The organism is Glycomyces albidus, assembly GCF_009451885.1.
Taxonomy (GTDB): domain Bacteria; phylum Actinomycetota; class Actinomycetes; order Mycobacteriales; family Micromonosporaceae; genus Glycomyces; species Glycomyces albidus.
On the sequence record NZ_WIAO01000023.1, the window covers coordinates 20,228 to 38,125 of the forward strand.

11 protein-coding genes are annotated in these 17,898 nt (G+C 72.0%); 7 read left to right on the plus strand and 4 right to left on the minus strand.

What is annotated here, in order from left to right:
- Positions 1-239 precede the first annotated feature (239 nt).
- Positions 240-1,544 (plus strand): RICIN domain-containing protein, encoded by a 1,305-nt coding sequence (locus GFD30_RS17520; RefSeq protein ID WP_153026489.1) that lies wholly within the window; start codon positions 240-242, stop codon positions 1,542-1,544.
- A 213-nt stretch (positions 1,545-1,757) separates the two neighbouring features.
- The gene (locus GFD30_RS17525) at positions 1,758-4,130 is read left to right on the plus strand and encodes a glycosyl hydrolase 53 family protein (protein ID WP_194202005.1); all 2,373 of its coding nucleotides are present in this window, start codon (positions 1,758-1,760) and stop codon (positions 4,128-4,130) included.
- Positions 4,131-4,171: 41 nt separating this feature from the next.
- On the opposite strand, the gene GFD30_RS17530 is transcribed toward GFD30_RS17525, so the two are convergent.
- Both GFD30_RS17530 and GFD30_RS17535 read right to left on the minus strand, forming a co-directional pair.
- Complete coding sequence (locus GFD30_RS17530) at positions 4,172-5,191, minus strand: LacI family DNA-binding transcriptional regulator (protein ID WP_153026491.1); 1,020 nt, start codon at positions 5,189-5,191, stop codon at positions 4,172-4,174.
- Positions 5,192-5,398: 207 nt separating this feature from the next.
- Complete coding sequence (locus GFD30_RS17535; protein ID WP_153026492.1) at positions 5,399-5,818, minus strand: hypothetical protein; 420 nt, start codon at positions 5,816-5,818, stop codon at positions 5,399-5,401.
- A 186-nt stretch (positions 5,819-6,004) separates the two neighbouring features.
- On the opposite strand from GFD30_RS17535, the gene GFD30_RS17540 reads away from it, so the two are divergent.
- The 5 genes from GFD30_RS17540 to GFD30_RS17560 all read left to right on the plus strand — a co-directional run bounded on the left by GFD30_RS17540 (position 6,005) and on the right by GFD30_RS17560 (position 15,980).
- Positions 6,005-7,216 carry an MFS transporter gene (locus GFD30_RS17540; RefSeq protein ID WP_153026493.1) on the plus strand — a complete coding sequence of 404 codons (1,212 nt, stop codon included), beginning with the start codon at positions 6,005-6,007 and terminating at the stop codon, positions 7,214-7,216.
- A 207-nt stretch (positions 7,217-7,423) separates the two neighbouring features.
- Entirely contained in the window at positions 7,424-10,402 is a 2,979-nt protein-coding gene (locus GFD30_RS17545; protein WP_322633367.1) for a glycoside hydrolase family 2 TIM barrel-domain containing protein, read from the plus strand.
- Position 10,403: 1 nt separating this feature from the next.
- Positions 10,404-12,458, plus strand: coding sequence for a glycoside hydrolase family 36 protein (locus GFD30_RS28015; protein WP_322633368.1), 2,055 nt, complete (start codon positions 10,404-10,406; stop codon positions 12,456-12,458).
- A gap of 102 nt (positions 12,459-12,560) precedes the next feature.
- The gene (locus tag GFD30_RS17555) at positions 12,561-12,932 is read left to right on the plus strand and encodes a nuclear transport factor 2 family protein (protein ID WP_153026494.1); all 372 of its coding nucleotides are present in this window, start codon (positions 12,561-12,563) and stop codon (positions 12,930-12,932) included.
- Positions 12,933-13,133: 201 nt separating this feature from the next.
- Entirely contained in the window at positions 13,134-15,980 is a 2,847-nt protein-coding gene (locus GFD30_RS17560) for a glycosyl hydrolase family 95 catalytic domain-containing protein (RefSeq protein ID WP_153026495.1), read from the plus strand.
- A 62-nt stretch (positions 15,981-16,042) separates the two neighbouring features.
- On the opposite strand, the gene GFD30_RS17565 is transcribed toward GFD30_RS17560, so the two are convergent.
- Both GFD30_RS17565 and GFD30_RS17570 read right to left on the minus strand, forming a co-directional pair.
- The gene (locus GFD30_RS17565; protein ID WP_322633369.1) at positions 16,043-16,837 is read right to left on the minus strand and encodes an ATP-binding cassette domain-containing protein; all 795 of its coding nucleotides are present in this window, start codon (positions 16,835-16,837) and stop codon (positions 16,043-16,045) included.
- Complete coding sequence (locus GFD30_RS17570) at positions 16,834-17,868, minus strand: ABC transporter substrate-binding protein (RefSeq protein ID WP_153026496.1); 1,035 nt, start codon at positions 17,866-17,868, stop codon at positions 16,834-16,836. The genes GFD30_RS17565 and GFD30_RS17570 overlap by 4 nt, the downstream gene beginning before the upstream one ends.
- Positions 17,869-17,898 lie beyond the last annotated feature (30 nt).

The window sequence follows — 17,898 nt, forward strand, 5'->3', positions numbered from 1 at the left end:
GGGAGGCTTGACCATAGATCGATGTATCCATATAATCCTATTGATGTAAACGCTTCCAATAGCGTTCGGCGCCTTCCCGCCGGAAAGGAGCCGGCGCCGCGGGGCCGAATCGCCCGGCCGGGAGGCCCTCGAAGCGAATCCCTCGGCAGTCCCACCGACGCGGCACGGGCCGCACCCTTCCAGCGCGTCCGCCATCCGGGCGCCGACACCGATCGCGAAACCTCACTCAAGGAGTTCACATGCCAATGCAACGACGGACCTTCCTCGGTCTCGGCGTAGCCGGAGCGCTCGGTGCGGGCGCCGCCCTGCTCGGCGCCGGGCCGGCCCTGGCCGACCCCGCGCCGGCCGATCCGTTCCCCGTGGGCGTGCGGCGGTACAACTGGACGCGCGGCAGCCGCGCGGTCACCACCTACGTCTACTACCCGGCGGCCTCTGGGACCGTCGGCGGCAGCCCCGTGACCGACGCCCCGGTCGCCGACGGGGTCTTCCCCGTCTACAACTTCACCCACGGCTACCAGAGCAGCCCCCAGAACTCCCTGTTCATCATCAGGCGACTGGCCGAGGCGGGCTTCATCGTCCCCGCCCCGCACTTCAACCACAACCCCGCCGACGTCGGCAACGGGGAGACCCCGAAGGACGTCTCGCAGGCCATCACCAACACCCTCGCGCTCAACACGAGCGGGCCGCTGGCCGGGCACATCCGCACCGACATCGGCGTCGGCGTCTCGGGCCACTCCCTGGGCGGCATGACCACCCACGGCCTCCTGACCCGCTGGGCCGACAGCCGGATCATCTCCGCCAACCCGCAGTCGTGCACCGACCAGGGCACCCCGTCGAGCTCGATCGCGGCCAAGGTCCTGTTCGTGCACGGCGACCGCGACGACCTCACCCAGTACAGCTCGGCCCGGCAGGCGTACACCGAGATGACCTGGCCCAAGGCGTTCCTCACCTTCGTCGGCGGCACCCACACCAGCTTCTGGAGCGACCAGCGCTTCCCGCGCACCGTCGTCGACTGGGCGCGCTGGACCATGTACGGCGACACCGCCGCCCGCGACCGCCTCCCGGCCGACGCGTCGGGCACCGGGACCCGGTGGGAGGCCGCACTGGGCGAGAACCCCGGCCCGGTCACGGGCCACTACCGGCTGATCGCCCAGCACAGCGGCAAGTACGCCGACATCGACGCCCTCTCCACCGCCGCCGGGGCCAGGCTGATCCAGTGGTCCTCCACCGGCCGCACCAACCAGCAGTTCGAGTTCGTCGACGCCGGCGAGGGCCACGTCAAGATCAAGGCCCGCCACTCCGGCCTCGTCCTCCAGGTCGCGGGCAACGGCAACGGCGCCGACATCACCCAGCAGGCCGACACGGGCGCCCGCAGCCAGCACTGGCGCCTGACCGACCACGGCGACAACGTCGTCAGCATCATCAACCGCCAGTCCGGCCTGGCCATGGACGTCTGGGAGAGGTCCACAGCGGACGGCGCCCGCATCTCCCAGTACGCGTACAACGGCAGCACCAACCAGCGCTTCACCCGCCAAGCGGTCTGATCCCGGGGGAATTGGATCGTTCCAATCGGATCGCTGCGACCCGGTCGGGGCCCGGCCGGCCCGGAACCGGCCGCCCCTTGACCCGCATCCCCCGCAAGACCCGCATGTCCCGGGCGCCTGTGCCGGAGCGCCCGGGACATGCGTCCCCGCAGCGACGCGCGACCGGACTTCGCGACCCGAACGGTTCCATGTGATCGAGAAAGGACCTCATCCGTGCACAAGAGACTTCCGAGGCGCACGGCCGGAGCGTCGGCCGTGCTCGTCCTCGCCGGCGCGCTGGTCGGGACTGGCGCGTTCGGCCCCGTCGAACCGGCCGCCGCCCTGTACGGCGAAGCGGTGATCGAGCCGGTGGAGAGCGACCTGGCGGCCAAGTACTGGGTGGAGGCGACCGCCGCCAGCGGCGACACCGCGCCGCTGGCGATCGACCAGGACCCGGACACGTCCTGGCTGGCGACGGAGACCGGCCCCCAATGGCTGCAGCTCGACCTGGGCGGCGCCTACGACAACCTCCGCAAGGTCCACGTGACCTTCCCCGACGCGGGCGCCGTGTACCGGTACGTCGTCGAGGCGTCCCCCGACGGCGAGCAGTGGACGGTCGTCGCCGACCGCTCCGAGGCCGCCGAACCGGGCGCGGGCGGCGTCGACCTGTTCACCGCGCCCGGCACCAGGTACGTGCGGGTCACGGTCACCGCCGCCTCGCCCGGGGCGAGGATCGGCGTGAGCGAGCTCGCGGTCTTCAACTACCTCCGCGACGACGTGGTCCTCGGTGCCGACCTGTCCTGGATGGACGACCAGCGCGACCGCGAGTACTGGGTGCACCCCCAGGCCGAGGACCGCGGCGCCGGCCCGCATCTCCTCGACGTCATGCAGGACAGGGGCATGGAGTACACGCGGCTGCGCGTGTTCAACGAACCGCGCAACGAGTCCACCGGAAATCCGAACGCGATCCCGTACCAGGGGCCCGAGCGGACCCTGGTCTCGGCGCAGCTGGTCGCCGAGCGCGGCCTCGGTCTCGGGATCGACTTCCACTACGCCGACTCGTGGGCCGACCCCGGCAAGCAGCCGAAGCCCCGGGCCTGGGCCGAACTCGAGTTCGACGAGCTGACCGACGCGGTGTACGACTACACCTACGACTACGTCTCGCGACTGGTCGAGCAGGGCACCGTCCCGGACAAGGTCGCGGTCGGCAACGAGATCGCCAACGGGTTCATGTGGGGGAGCGAGGCGGTCGGCGCACCGTCGACCGAAGCGGTGCACGCCGGCGCGAATCCGCCGTACTTCCGCAACCAGGCCGACGTGTACCAGTCGCAGCCCGGCGGGGGCATCCTCTGGCAGTACCGGTACTCCGAGGACCCGGCCGAGCGGCAGCGGTACCTGGACTCATGGGACCGGTTCACCACGCTGCTGGCCTCGGGCATCGCGGCGGTCCGGGACGCCTCGCCCGAGTCCGAGGTCGAACTGCACTCGGTGGTCGGTCGCATCAGCGGCATGGGCAAGGCGGGGGAGTTCTGGGAGCAGCTCACGACCCGCCTGAACGCCAAGGGCCAGGACTTCGACGTGCTCGCGCTCTCGTACTACCCCGAGCACCACGGCAGCCTCGCCCAGATGGAGGAGAACCTCCACACGCTCGCGACCGCGTATCCGCAGTACCGGCTCGAGATCGCGGAGACCTCGTACCCCGCGACCGGCGGCGGCACGATGCCGAACTCGACGTTCCCGAGGACCGTCCAAGGCCAGGCCGACGCGATCCAGGCGGTGTTCCAGCTGGTCAACGACGTCGTCGGCAACCGGGGCGTGGGCGCCCTCACCTGGGAGCCCGCGAGCTTCCAGGCGATGTTCCGGGCGGTGCCGGGCATGTCCGGCACGTTCGAGCCGTACTCCTCGATCGACGTCTACGACCGGAGCCGCGCCGCGCACGTCCTCGAGGACACGGTGTACACCGCGGCCCTGGCAGGGGAGGCCCCGGCGCTCCCCGGCGAGGTCCAGGTATTGACCACTTCGGACGGATCGACCGCGTCCGTCCCGGTCGAGTGGGAGGACGTGCCGTCGGACACCGGGGTCCCGGGACGGATCACGGTCTCCGGCACGACCGAGTTCGGCGGCGTGACCGCGGTCGTCGACGTCGTGGACCGATTCGCCGCGCCCGCATGCGACGCCACGGTGACCGGCCCCCGGTACGGCCCGCTGTCGGTCGCCTCGGGCACGACCTGCCTGGCCGAAGGCGCCCGCGTGCACGGCCCGGTCACCGTGTCCGAGGGCGCCGGGCTGGTCGCCGACGGCGCCCAGATCAAGGGCCCGGTCACCGCCGTCGACGCCGCCGCGGTGCTGCTGTGCGGCACCGACGTGTCCGGGCCGGTCACCGTCACCGGCGGATTCTCGGCCGCGATCGGCGACCCCGCGCTGGAGTGCGCTCCGAACACCGTGGCCGGCCCGGTGGCCGTGACCGACGTGACCGGGTGGACCGTCATCGCCGGCAACGAGATCCACGGTCCGCTCTCGTGCCGGGACAACCGGCCGGCGCCGGTCGACCGCGGGGTCCCCAACGCGGTGTCGGGCCCGCGGACCGGCCAGTGCTCGGGGCTGTGACCTGACGGCTCCGGCGGCCCGACGCATCGGACCGCCGGAGCTCACGCGGTGGACTCGCGTCGGACGATCGCGAACGGGGCGGTGTACTCCCGGGGCGGGGCCAGCGGGTCCTCGATGCGCGAGAGGATCAGCTCCACGGCCTTGGCGGCCTTCCATTCGTGGTCGGGACTCACCGTGGACAGCGACGGGATGAAGTACGCCGCCGCGGGCACGTCGTCGAATCCGATGACGCGCATGTCGTCCGGCACGGCCACGCCGCGGTCGCGCAGGCCGCGGATCACGCCCATGGCCACGATGTCGTTGAGCGCCACCACCCCGTCGACCCCGAGACCCGAGTCGGCGATCCGGTGCCCGGTGCTGCGGGCGCCCTCCCGGGTGAGCGAGTCGACGATGAACCGCAGCTTCGGGTCCGGGCGGATCCCGCGGTCCTCCAGCGCGGTCCGGTACCCGTTGTAGCGGCGCGTGAACATGGTGAGCCGGTCGAGGTTCCCGCCGGTGACCACCGCGATGCGCTTGCAGCCCAGGTCGACCAGGTGAGCGGTGGCCGCGGCGGCGCCGGCTTCGTCAGGCGCCGACACGTGGTCGAACCGGCCCGCCGGGTCCTGCTCGCCGAGCACCACGATCGGCAGCCCCTGCTCGGTCGTCTGCAGCAGGGACGATTCGGCCTCGGCGGTCGAGAGGGAGAGGATGAGGCCGTCGAGCTGGAGTCTGCGGGATTGGGCGACGGCCGCGGTCTCGCCCAGGGCGACGGCGCCGGTCTGCTCGACGGCGATGTGGTACCCGTGGCGCCGCGCCTCGGCGATGACCAGTTCGGCGAACATCCCGAAGTAGGGGTTGCCGACCTGGGGGACGGCGAGCCCGATGACGCCGCTGCGGCCGGACCGGAGGCTTCGCGCCGCCGCGTTGATCTGGTACCCGGATTCGCGGATGGCCGCGAGCACCCGTTCGCGGGCTTCCGGGCTGACCCTCACGCGGTCGTTGATGACGTTGGAGACCGTCATCGTCGACACGCCGGCGAGTTGCGCGACATCGTTCATGGTGATCTTGCCGCGCTTCACCATGCCTCCACAGCTTGCCAATCCGTCGGTTGCGGCCGGTCCGGGACGTTCAGCGGATCGGGTGTGCGGCCCGGTGCCATGCCACGGCTCCGAGTCTATCGAGTCTCCCGACGCGCACGCGCCTCCAGTTCCGCGCTGCGCCCCGGCTCCGCCTTCATCACCGGAAAGCAGACGAAGCCCCCGAATGCACCCGTAGAGGGAATCGCCGGACTAGGGAAGCCGCCCGTCCCGGGCGATCACCCGCATCCACGTCTCCAGCGTGGAGACGAGCCCGCCGAGATCGGGCGTGGTGCAGGAGGCGCGCTCGTGGTCCCAGTCGGGGTCGAGGACGACCACGCGAAAGCCGCGGCCCCCGTACCAGCCGGCGTCGACGTTGACCTCCCGCGACCGACGACCGCCCTTCGCCGCAGCCTCCTCCTCCGCCGCCGGCCGCGGCGGCAGCGTCGTCCGGGCCCAGTACAGGTCCTCGGAGTCGTTGGCCTCCACCCTTCCATCGGGCAGGCGCCGGGCCGAGAGCTCGTTGTAGACGACGTGCCAGCCGGCCGGAACGCGCAGGGGGAGCAGGCCCCAGTCCTCGGAGACGGCCGCGGCCAGCGGGGAGTCGGGCGGCAGCCGGAAGATCGGGTCCATGCGCCGCAGCGTAACGGGGCCGGGCGACGAGTGTGGTCCTGTCCTCTTGCGCGGCGGGGGATCCGGTTTCTACACTGGGACGGCCCGGATGCACGACCCCCTTCACCTCGTCGCTCGAGCGGCCGCATTCGGCGCGCCTGCCGACCGTTCCCGGTACGGTGCTCCAAGCGACCGAGGTGCACTCAGATGACGGTACTGTCCGATTTCGACAGACGATCGGTGGCGGCGCTGCTCGCGCTCGCGGCGGCCGCGTTCTGCTACGTGACCGTCGAGACTGTGCCGGTGGGGCTGCTCTCCGAGATCGCCGCCGACCTGGACGTCTCCCACTCCCGGGTCGGACTGCTGGTCACGGGCTACAGCATCACCGTCGCCGTGCTCACGCTGCCGCTGGTGAAGCTGGTCGCCGACGTGCCGCGCCGCCCGCTGCTCCTCGCGCTCATGGCCGTCCTCGTCGGCGCGACGGCGCTCTCGGCTGCCGCACCCACCTACGAGCTCCTGTTCGCGGCCCGCGTGGCGACCGCGCTGAGCCAGTCCGTGTTCTGGGGCATCGTCGCACCGGTGGCCGCCGGGATGTTCCCCGCCCATGTGCGCGGCCGCGTCATGGCCGTGGTCTTCACCGGCGGATCGATCGGGCCGATGCTCGGCGTACCGGCCGGAACGTGGCTGGGCCAGGCGACGACCTGGCAGACCGCCTTCCTCGCGTTCGCCGGACTGGGACTGCTGGCACTCCTGACGCTCGTGATCGCCTTGCCGTCCAAGCCGATCCGGAACGAGCACTCCGGGCGCGGCACCACCCCGGACACCCGCCAGTACACGCTGCTGCTCGTCACCGCCGCACTCGCGGTCGCCGGGTTCTTCTCCGCCTTCACCTACACCTCGACGTTCGTCACCGCGGTCGCCGGCATGTCCGCGGCCCTGCTCGGGCCGCTGCTCCTGGCGCGCGGCCTGGCCGACTTCGGCGGGATCGCCGCGGGCGGCGCCCTCTCCGACCGGAACCAGCGATTGGCCGTGACACTGCCGGTCTGCCTGCTCGCCGCGACACTGCTCGCCATGTACGCGTTCGGCGCCAACCCGTGGGCCGCCGGGGCGACCGTCATGCTCACCGGGCTCGCGATGGGCGCACTGATCCCGGCCCTGCAGAACCGGGTCATGGAGTTCGCGCCCGGCAGCACCGACACCGCATCGGCCGGGAGCTCGATCGCGTTCAACATCGGCATCGCACTCGGCTCCTGGCTCGGCGGCCTCACCCTCACCCAGGCCGGTCCGCGGGCCATCGCGCTCACCGGGGCGGCACTGGCGCTGGCGGGGCTGGTCACCGCAGTGTCGATGAAGGCGACCCCGAGGGTGGAAGCGACGGCCGAGCCGGTCCCGGACGGCGTGAACGCGGGCGAACGCTGAGAACGCGGGTCATCCGATCTTTGATCGCGAGAAGCGAGGACCGCCGGTCCAGTCCGGCGCAGAGCATCGAGGGCTGCGACATGAGTGGTCCCGGCTGGCCGTCGCGCTGCTCTGACGGTGCTCACCGGCGCTGCATGGTGAGAATCGACCACGAGTCGGTGAGTTTGGCCAACGACGCGACCGGGCCCGTCTCATTACGATCGCTCGGTGACCGAATCCCGCGCCCTTGCGTCCATCGACGGGTCCGAAGCCGCATACGTCGAACGAATCGAGCCCGGGCGCGGGCGGCTGGCGCCGCGCGCGGCGCTCGAGTCCGATGCTCCAGTGGTCGCCCTCGACGGCGATTGGCGGTTCCGCCGGTGCGCGGGCCTGCGCGACCTCACCGAGGGCTTCGAGGCGCCGGGGTTCGACGCGAGCGGCTGGGACACGCTCGCCGTGCCGTCGATGTGGCAGATGCACGACCTCGACGGCGATGCGCCGTACGGGAAGCCGCAGTACACGAACATCTACTATCCGTTCCCGGTGGATCCGCCCCGGGTCCCGGACGCGAACCCGACCGGGGAGTACCGGCGGACGTTCACCCTCCCGGCCGAATGGCCCGCGGGCGGGCGGACCGTCCTGCGGTTCGAGGGGGTCGACTCCTGTTTCGCGGTGTGGGTCAACGGGGTGCGCCTGGGCGACGGGAAGGGCTCGCGCCTGCCCACCGAGTTCGACGCCACCGAGCACATCAAGCCCGGCGAGAACCTGCTCGCCGTCCGCGTCCACCAGTGGTCCTCCGCGTCCTACCTCGAGGACCAGGACATGTGGTGGCTGTCGGGGATCTTCCGGCCGGTCGCGCTCGTGCACCGTCCTGAAGGCGGCATCGAGGACGTGTTCGCCCACGCCGGCTACGACCACGCCACCGGGACCGGCACCCTCACCGTCGACGCCCCGGAGGGCGCGCGGGTGACGGTGCCGGAACTGGGGATCGACATCGCCGCCGGGGAGACCGCCGCGGTCGCGGTGGAGCCGTGGACCGCCGAGACCCCGCGCCTGTACGACGCCGTCGTCGCCACCGCGTCCGAGCGGGTGCGCCTGCGGATCGGGTTCCGGACCGTCGCGGTCGAAGGCGGTGTCCTCAAGGTCAACGGCAAGCGGATCCTCCTGCGAGGCGTCAACCGCCACGAGTGGGACCCCGACACCGGCCGGACGCTGTCGGAGGCGACGATGCGCCGGGACGTCGAGTTGATGAAGCGGCACAACGTGAACGCGGTGCGGACCAGCCACTACCCGCCCGACCGGCGCTTCCTGGACCTGTGCGACGAGCTCGGCCTGTGGGTCATCGACGAATGCGACCTCGAAACCCACGGATTCGACTTCGTCAGCTTGAGTGAGAACCCGGCGAAGGACCCCGCCTGGCGCGAGGCGTGCCTCGACCGCATGTCCCGCATGGTCGAACGCGACAAGAACCATCCGAGCATCATCATGTGGTCCCTCGGCAACGAATGCCGCGAAGGCGAGAACCTCGAAGCGATGGCGGCCTGGGCCAAGGAGCGCGACCCGGGACGGCCGATCCACTACGAGTGCGATACCGAGACCCGCTATGCGGACGTCTACAGCCGGATGTACGTCGAGCCGGCCGAACTCGAACGCATCGGCCGCCGCGAGGAGGACCCGTGCGAGGACCCGGCGCTCGACGAGCGGCGCCGCGGCCTCCCGTTCATCCTCTGCGAGTACGCGCATGCCATGGGCAACGGCCCCGGCGGGCTGTCCGAGTACCAGGCGCTCTTCGAGCGGTACCCGCGGCTTCAAGGCGGGTTCGTCTGGGAGTGGATCGACCACGGCGTCCGCCGCCGCACCGAGGACGGCCGTGAATGGTTCGCCTACGGCGGCGACTTCGGCGAGGCGATCCACGACGGCAACTTCATCGCCGACGGCCTCGTCTTCCCCGACCGCACCCCGTCGCCGGGCCTGATCGAGTACAAGAAGGTGATCGAGCCCGTCCGGATCCGCATCGACCCGCAGACCGCGACCGTCGAGGTCGCGAACGGGTACGACTTCGCCGACACCGCGCACCTGCGCTTCGACTGGCGCCTCGAGGACGACGGCGAGCCGGTCGCGAGCGGCGCGCTCCACATTCCGGCCATCGCGGCCGGGACCGCGGTGTCCGCGGCCTGGCCTGACGCGCTCCGCAAGGCGGTCGCGTCGGACGGCGACGGCGAGCGATGGCTGACCGTGAGCGCCCGCCTCGCCGCCGACACCTCCTGGGCCGCAAAGGATCTGGAGATCGCCTGGGGCCAGGCGCCGGTCTCGGCGCCCGCCGCGCCGATCACGACCGGTCCGGGCGCCGCACCCGAGGCCGCCGCGGACGGGTACGCGCTCGGCCCGGCGGCGTTCGACCACTTCGGGCGACTGACCTCCCTGGGCGGCATCGAACTCGCGGGCCCCCGCCTGGACCTGTGGCGGGCGCCGACGGACAACGATCGCGTCGCCTGGGGCGCCCGCGACCTGGCCGCCAAATGGCGCGACCGCCGCCTCGCGCTGGACCGGTTGGAGCTCAAGACCCTCGCCGTCGAAACGGCCTCCGATGCGCTCGTCGTCGCCACCCGGGTCGGCGCGGCCGGCGCCGACACCTCGATCGACGCCGTGTACCGCTGGCGCACCGACGCGGCGGCACCCGGGCGGCTCTGGCTCACCGTCGACGTCACGCCGAACGGCGACTGGGACGTGCCGATCCCGCGACTGGGCCTGCGTCTCGCGGTACCCGCCCACCTCGACCGGGTCGAATGGTTCGGCGGCGGCCCCGGCGAGGCGTACGCCGACACCCGCACGGCCGCCCGCATCGGCCGGTTCCGATCGACCGTCGCCGAGATGCAGACCCCCTACGTGTTCCCGCAGGAGAACGGCTCGCGCATCGACGTGCGCCGGGCGAGCCTCTCGGGCGGTGCGGACGCGCTCGGCCTCCTCGGCGCCCCGCACTTCGCGCTCACCGTGCGGCCCTGGACGAGCGAGGACCTGGACGCGGCGAGCCACCCCACCGACCTGGTCGAACACGACCGGCTCTACGTCAACGCCGACGCGGCCCTGCACGGGACGGGCTCGGCCTCCTGCGGCCCCGGCGTCCTCCCGGCATACCGGCTCCAGGCCCGGCCGACCGCGTTCACGGTCGGGTTCGAGGCGGCCGACCGATCCAGAGCGGAGTACTGAAGTGGGCCAGTCAGACCACCCCTGGGAACCGGCGTTCGAATGGACCGCCCCGGGCCTCCACCTGGCCTTCGACCATGCCGACGACCACCCGGTCCGGCTCGTGCGGCTCGCGACCGGACCCGAGGCGCCGTCGGCGGCCGGGCCCTGGGCGATCGTCGACGTGTACACCCCCGGCGAGCACCGCGCCCGCAACAACCAGAGCCTCCTGCACTCGGGCGCCGGGCAGCGGCTCCGCTACACCGGCCACGAACCGCACGGTGACGAGCTGCGCATCCGCCAGCGCGACCCCGGCACCGGCCTCGAGGTGACGAGCGTCTTCCGGGCCGCCGGGCCGGGCCTCCAGATCCGGCACACCGTGCGCAACGGCTCCGAGCGGGAGCTCGTCCTGCTCTCGGTGAGCTCGGCGCTCATCGCCGTCCCCGACGACGGTTCGCACGAGCTGCTCTGGGGCGAGAGCGAATGGCTCGCCGAAGGGCGCTGGCACCGGCGTCCGCTGGCCGAGCTGCTGCCCGACATCGATCCGGCGCTGCACGGCGGCCAGTACTCGCGCGGCCTCTTCTCGCTGACCAGCCACGGAAGCTGGTCGAGCGGTTCGTTCCTGCCGACCGGGGTCCTCGCGAGCGCGGACGGCCCTTCGGTCGCGTGGCAGGTCGAGACCAGCGCGGGATGGCACTGGGAGGCGGCGCTGACGGGCGGGACGGTCACGGTCGGCGTGCACGGCGCGACCGACATGCACCACCAGTTCGCCGTCCGCCTGGCTCCCGGGGAGGAGTTCACGAGCGTCCCCGCCGGGTTGTGCGCGGTGGACGGCGGTCGTGACGCGGCGTTCGCGGCGCTCACGGACTACCGGCGCGCGATCCGCGAGACGCGCCCGGTCGACGCGCGGCTTCCGGTGGTCTACAACGACTACATGAACACCCTCATGGGGTGGCCGACCACGGAGCGGCTGCTGCCGCTCGTCGGGGCCGCCGCCGAGGCGGGCGCGGAGTACTTCTGCATCGACGCCGGATGGTTCGCCGCCCTGGAAGGCAACTGGTGGACGAACGCCGGCGACTGGACCGAGGCGCCCGACCGGTTCACCGGCGGTCTCATCTCGGTGGTCGATGCGATCCGCGACAACGGGATGCGCCCTGGCCTGTGGCTCGAACCGGAGGCCGTCGGCGTCGAGTCGCCGGTCGCGGCGCGGCTGCCGGCCGAGGCGTTCTTCCAGCGGTTCGGCGAGCGCGTCAGCGAGGCCGGGCACTTCCAGCTCGACCTGCGGCACCCGGCGGCGCGGGCCCACCTGGACGAGACCGTGGACCGGCTCGTGGACGAGTTCGGGATCGCGTTCTTCAAGCTCGACTACAACACGAACACGGGACTCGGGACCGATGTGGACGCCGCCGCACCGGGAGCCGGGCTCCTGGGCCATACCCGCGCCTTCCGCGACTGGCTCCGCGACGCACAGGCGCGGCACCCGAACGTCCTGTTCGAGAACTGCGGCTCTGGCGCGATGCGCATGGACTATCACATACTGTCCGTGGTACACCTGCAGTCGACCAGCGACCAGCAGGACTTCCGGCGGTACGCGCCGATCGCCGCGGCCGCGCCCGCGAGCGTCCTTCCCGAGCAGGCCGGGAACTGGGCCTACCCGGCCGCATCGATGAGCCTGGAGGAGACGGCGTTCGCGATGACGGCGGGCGTCACGGGGCGGATCTACCTCTCCGGGTTCCTCAACGAGCTCGACGGTGAGCAGTCCGCGCTGGTGCGCGAAGCCGTTGCGCTCCACAAGGACTGGCGCCACCGCATCGCCGAGGCGCATCCGGCGTGGCCGCTCGGCCTCCCCGGCTGGGACGACGACGTGATCGCGCTGCAACTGGACGCCGGTCCGGAGTCGCTGCTCGCGCTGTGGTCGCGAGGCGCGGCCGCGGAGATCGCGCTGCCGGGACTGCGCGGCAGGGCCGTCGAGCAGCGCTATCCGGTCGCTCTGCCGCAGTGGACGGTCCGCACGTCCGAGGGCGCGCCGGTCATCGAGGTGCCGGCCGGTCCCGCCGCCCGGATCTTCACGGTGCGGTAGCCGACGCGCTTCCACTGGCGCCCGCCCCGGCCCCGCCCGTGCGGCGCGGGAGACCGGCCGCTTGCGCTGTGCCGAGCGGGCCGTCTCGCCTATCGTGGAGGGATGGCCGTCTTCGACGAACTGCTCGAACTGGAACACGCCGGTTGGCGCGCGCTGTGCGACGGGACCGGAGCGGGGTTCTACGAATCGACGATGTCCGCCGACGGGCGGATGGTGCTGGCGAACGGCATGTCCCTCGACCGCGCCGCAACGGTCGAGGCGCTGCGCGAGGCGCCGCCCTGGGCCGGGTACGAGATCACCGACCCCCGCCTGGTTCCGCTCGGTGACGAGGCCGCCGCGCTCGTCTACGCGGGACACGCCTGGAGGCGCGGCGAACCGCCGTTCCACGCCTTGATGTCCTCCGTCTACCGGCGCACGGAAGGGGCATGGCGCCTCAGCCTGTACCAGCAGACACCGACGGCGGGCGAGGACTAGCGCCGGCGGTTCCGTTCCGCCTGTTCGCGCTCCACTTTCGCCCTACCGTCACCAGACATCCGATGAAACGCCCCAGCGGCCTGACCAATCCGGCTGTAGGGGCCGAATATTCGCATACTTGACTTGATTGATCCAACCTTTATAGACTGCCTTCAATATCAGGAGGTCGCGGTCGCGGCCACTTCCCCTCGGAGGCTCCCTATGGCGGCGCTGCGTCGAAGACAGGTGATCAAGTACGGGGCGGTGGGCGCGCTCGCGGCCCCGCTCCAGTGGACGGAACCGGCGTCGGCGGTGCCGGCGGCGGTGCGCGACGCCGGCGACATGGCCCTGTGGTACGACGAGCAGGCGGGCACCGACTGGCTGCGCGCGCTCCCGGTCGGCAACGGCCGCCTGGGAGCGATGGTCTTCGGCAACAGCGCCACGGAGCGCTTGCAGCTCAACGAGGACACGGTCTGGGCGGGCGGCCCGCACGACTACAGCAACACCGCCGGAGCCGACGCCCTCCAGCAGATCCGGCAACTCGTCTTCGCGAACCAGTGGGGCCAGGCCCAGAACCTCATCAACCAGGCGATGCTCGGCAAGCCCGCCGGACAGCTCGCCTACCAGCCGGTCGGCGACCTCAACCTGACGTTCCCCGGCATCGGCGGGACCTCCGAGTACGAGCGTTGGCTCGACCTCACCACCGCCGCCACCGGCGTCGGCTACGTCGCGAACGGCGTGCGCTACCGGCGCGAGGTCATCGCCACCGCCCCTGACCAGGTCATCGCCGTGCGCCTCACCGCCGGCACGGCCGGGCGGATCTCGTTCAGCGCCTCGTTCACGACCCCGCAGCGCGCCTCCAAGTCCAGTCCGGACGCCCGCACCATCGCCCTCGACGGCAGGTCCGGCGACCACCGGGGCATCGCCGGCTCGGTCAGGTTCCTCGCGCTCGCGCGCGCGGTCGTCCAAGGCGGCAGCACCTCCTCGACCGGGGGCGTGCTCCAGGTGTCCAATGCGGACGCCGTGACGCTGCTCGTCTCGATCGGGACGAGCTACGTCGACTACCGGCGCGTGGACGGCGACTACCAGGGCATCGCCTGGGGCCACCTCAACGCCGCGACGAACACCTCCTACGACGACCTCCGGTCCCGGCACGTGGCCGACTACCGGGAGCTGTTCGACCGCACCGTCATCGACCTCGGACGCACCGCCGCGGCGGACCAGCCGACCGACACCCGCATCGCCCGGCACGGGTCGGGCGCCGACCCCCAGTTCTCGGCGCTGCTGTTCCAGTACGGCAGGTACCTGCTGATCTCCTCCTCGCGCCCCGGCACCCAGCCGGCCAACCTCCAGGGCATCTGGAACGAGTCGATGACGCCGTCCTGGGAGTCGAAGTACACGCTCAACGCGAACCTGCCCATGAACTACTGGCCGGCCGACACGACGAACCTGTCCGAGTGCTTCGAGCCGGTGTTCGACATGATCGACGACCTCGCGGTCACCGGCGCGCGCACCGCCGACGTCCAGTACGGCGCCGGCGGCTGGGTCGCCCACCACAACACCGACGGGTGGCGCGGGACCTCGGTGGTCGACGACGCCCGGTGGGGCATGTGGCCCACCGGAGGCGCGTGGCTGGCGACCATGATCTGGGACCACTACCGGTTCACCGGCGACCGGGCCTTCCTCGAGGACCACTACCCCGCGATGAAGGGGGCCGCCCAGTTCTTCCTGGACACCCTGGTGGAGGAGCCGAACCTGCACTGGCTGGTGACCAACCCGTCGAACTCGCCGGAGATGCTCCACCACACCGACGCGACCGTGTGCGCGGGGCCCACCATGGACAACCAGATCCTGCGGGACCTCTTCGACGGCTGCATGCGCGCCGGCGAGGTCCTCGGCGTGGACGCGGGCTTCCGCGGCGAGGTCCTCGCGGCCCGGAACCGGCTGGCCCCCATGCGGGTCGGTTCGCGCGGCAACATCATGGAGTACCTGCACGACTGGATCGAGACCGATCCCCAGCACCGGCACATCTCGCACCTGTACGGCCTGCACCCGAGCAACCAGATCACCAAGCGCGGCACGCCGCAGCTCTACACGGCCGCCCGCCGGACCCTGGAGTTGCGCGGCGACGCCGGCACCGGCTGGTCCCTGGCCTGGAAGATCAACTACTGGGCCCGCATGGAGGAGGGGACGAGGGCGCACGACCTCATCCGGCAGCTCGTCACCCCGGAACGGCTCGCCCCCAACATGTTCGATCTGCATCCGCCGTTCCAGATCGACGGCAACTTCGGTGCGACCTCTGGGATCGCCGAGATGCTGCTCCAGAGCCACGGCGGCGAGCTGCACGTGCTGCCCGCGCTGCCGTCGGCCTGGCCCGCCGGCAGCGTCTCGGGCCTGCGCGGCCGCGGCGGATACACCGTCGGCGCCGCATGGAGCGGCGGCACCGCGGACGAGATCACCGTCGTCCCCGACCGCGCCGGCACCGTGCGGATCCGCAGCCGCATGTTCACCGGCGACTACGAGCTCGTGGACGAGTCGAACGGCGCGGCGATCGTCCCCGGCGAGCCCGAAGGCGACGTGGTCGAGTTCCCGGTCCAGGCCGGCCGCACCTACCGGGCCACGTCCCTCGGCGATCCGCCGGTGGTCCAGCCCGGTGTGCACTACCGGCTGGTGGCGCAGCACAGCGGTAAGGCGGCCGACATCGAGGGCGCGTCGACTGCGGCGGGTGCGCGTCTGGTCCAGTGGCCGGTCAACAGCGGTGCGAACCAGCAGTTCGATTTCGTGGACGCCGGGAGCGGGTACTGGCGGATCCGGGCCCGTCACTCGGGCTTGGTGCTCCAGGTGTCCGGTACCGGCACCGGAGCGGACATCACCCAGCAGCCCACCTCCAGCGCCACGAGCCAGCAGTGGCAGGTCGTCGACCGCGGCAGCGGTGTCGTCAGCCTCGTCAACCGCGCCGGCGGCCTCGCCATGGACGTCTGGAGCCAGTCCACTGCGGACGGCGCCCGCATCTCCATGTGGAACTCCACCGGAGCGGCGAACCAGCGCTTCGAACTGCGGAGGGTCTGAACGCGGGGCCGGCCGGTGCGGTCGCACCGGCCGGCCCCAGAAAGCCGAACGGCGCCACCGCTTCAGGCCGGTGCTGTGTCCTCCGGTTCGGTGACGAGCGCTCCGGTCATGGCCGCGACCAGGTCGTCCGTGGTGGCGTCCGCCGCCCGGAACCGGGCGGTGCGCCGGCCGAGCCGCATGACCTCGACGCGGTCGGCGATCTCCAGCACCTGCGGCATGTTGTGGCTCACCAGCACGACCGATCTCCCGGCGGCGCGGGCGCGGTCGATGACCTCGAGCACCCGCTGCGTCTGGACCACGCCGAGCGCCGCGGTCGGCTCGTCGAGGACCACCACGCTCGTCGCCCACACGACCGCCCGGGCGACCGCGACGCTCTGGCGCTGCCCGCCCGACAGCATCGCGATCGGGGCGGTCACGCGCGGGATCCGGACGCCGAGCTGTTCGAGCGCCTCGGCGGCGCCTCTGCGCATCGCGCGCTTGTCGAGCAGGCCGATCATCCCCGGCAGCCCTGTGCGTTTGATCTCGCGGCCGAGGTAGAGGTTGGCGGCGACGCTGAGGTCGTCGGCGACGGCGAGGTCCTGGTACACGGTCTCCACCCCGGCCCGCCGGGCGTCCAGCGGGGAGCCGAACCGCTCGGGGCGGCCGTCGACCAGGATCTCGCCCTCGTCCTGCGGCTGGGCCCCGGAGAGCACCTTGATCAGGGTGCTCTTCCCGGCGCCGTTGTCGCCGATCAGCGCCACGACCTCGCCGCGGTGGACGGCGAAGTCGGCGCCGCGGAGCGCCTCGACGTGCCCGAAGCGCTTGACGATCCCGCGCGCCTCCAGCACCGGACGCGCGGCGTCCCCGGTCGCGCTCACTGGTCCACCGGCGGGTTGTCGCAGCTCGGTTCGAGCACCGCCTGCACCTCCGGCGAGTCGATGTTCTCCGGGGTCACGAACGTGACGCCGGTGTCGGCCGACTCCATCGGCGCGCCCTCCTGGAGGTGCTCCACCATGTTCTGGACACCGAAGAAGCCCATGCGGAACGGGTTCTGCACCACCAGTGCGGCGATCTGGCCGTTGCGCAAGCCCGCGATCTCGTCCGGTGCGGCGTCCCATCCGATGATGACGACCTCGCCGGTCCTCCCGGCGGCCTCGACCGCCTGCGCGGCGCCCAGGACGCTGGGCTCGTTGGCGGCGAAGATGCCGGCCAGGTCCGGGTTGGCGGTGAGGATGTCCTCGGTGACCCGGCGGGCCTCGTTGACGTCGCTGTGGCTGGGCTGCTGCCCGACCAGGTTCAGGCCGGCGTGCTGCGCCAGGCCCTCGGTGAAGCCCTCGACCCGTTCGGTGTTCGTCTGCGAACCGGGCTGGAACTCGATGAGCGCCACATCGTGCTCGCCTTCGCCGAGCGCTTCGGCGAGCAGGTTCGCGGCCTCGACCGCGCCGGCGCGGTTGTCGGTGGCGTACAGGGGGACCTCGTCGGGCTGCGGGTCGGTGCCGGAGTCGATCATGGCGACCGGGACCCCGGCGTCGAGCGCGCTCTGCGTCGCGGGCGCCAGCGCCGCGGAGTCGGTGGCGGCGTACACGATGCCGTCGACGTCCTGGGTGACGAAGTTCTGGATCAGGTTCACCTGGCCTTCCACGTCGGTCTCCGCGCTCACGCCGTCCCAGTTCACGGTGACGTCTCCGGCGAGCTCGGCGGCGCACTCGGCCCCGGCCCGCACGGTGCTCCAGAACTCGTGGCCGACCGCTTTGGGGACGACGGCGAGCTCCAGCGGTCCGTCGACCGTGCCGGCCTCGCCTTCGCCGGAGTCGTCGCGGACCTCGACGCCGCCGCAGGCGCCGGCGGTGAGGGCCGACAGGGCCGCGAGTGCGGCGAGACCGCTGCGGATCCTCGTGTTGATGGCCATGGCCTTGTCCTTCCGTCCGGTGAGGTGGAG

What these genes read in the sequence shown, in the direction of transcription:
- GFD30_RS17520 (WP_153026489.1), top strand. Translation starts at nt 240, where the DNA reads ATGCCAATGCAACGACGGACCTTCCTCGGTCTCGGCGTAGCCGGAGCG.
- GFD30_RS17570 (WP_153026496.1), bottom strand. Translation starts at nt 17,868, where the DNA reads ATGGCCATCAACACGAGGATCCGCAGCGGTCTCGCCGCACTCGCGGCC.
- GFD30_RS17535 (WP_153026492.1), bottom strand. Translation starts at nt 5,818, where the DNA reads ATGGACCCGATCTTCCGGCTGCCGCCCGACTCCCCGCTGGCCGCGGCC.
- GFD30_RS17530 (WP_153026491.1), bottom strand. Translation starts at nt 5,191, where the DNA reads ATGGTGAAGCGCGGCAAGATCACCATGAACGATGTCGCGCAACTCGCC.
- GFD30_RS17560 (WP_153026495.1), top strand. Translation starts at nt 13,134, where the DNA reads ATGGCGGCGCTGCGTCGAAGACAGGTGATCAAGTACGGGGCGGTGGGC.
- GFD30_RS17555 (WP_153026494.1), top strand. Translation starts at nt 12,561, where the DNA reads ATGGCCGTCTTCGACGAACTGCTCGAACTGGAACACGCCGGTTGGCGC.
- GFD30_RS17540 (WP_153026493.1), top strand. Translation starts at nt 6,005, where the DNA reads ATGACGGTACTGTCCGATTTCGACAGACGATCGGTGGCGGCGCTGCTC.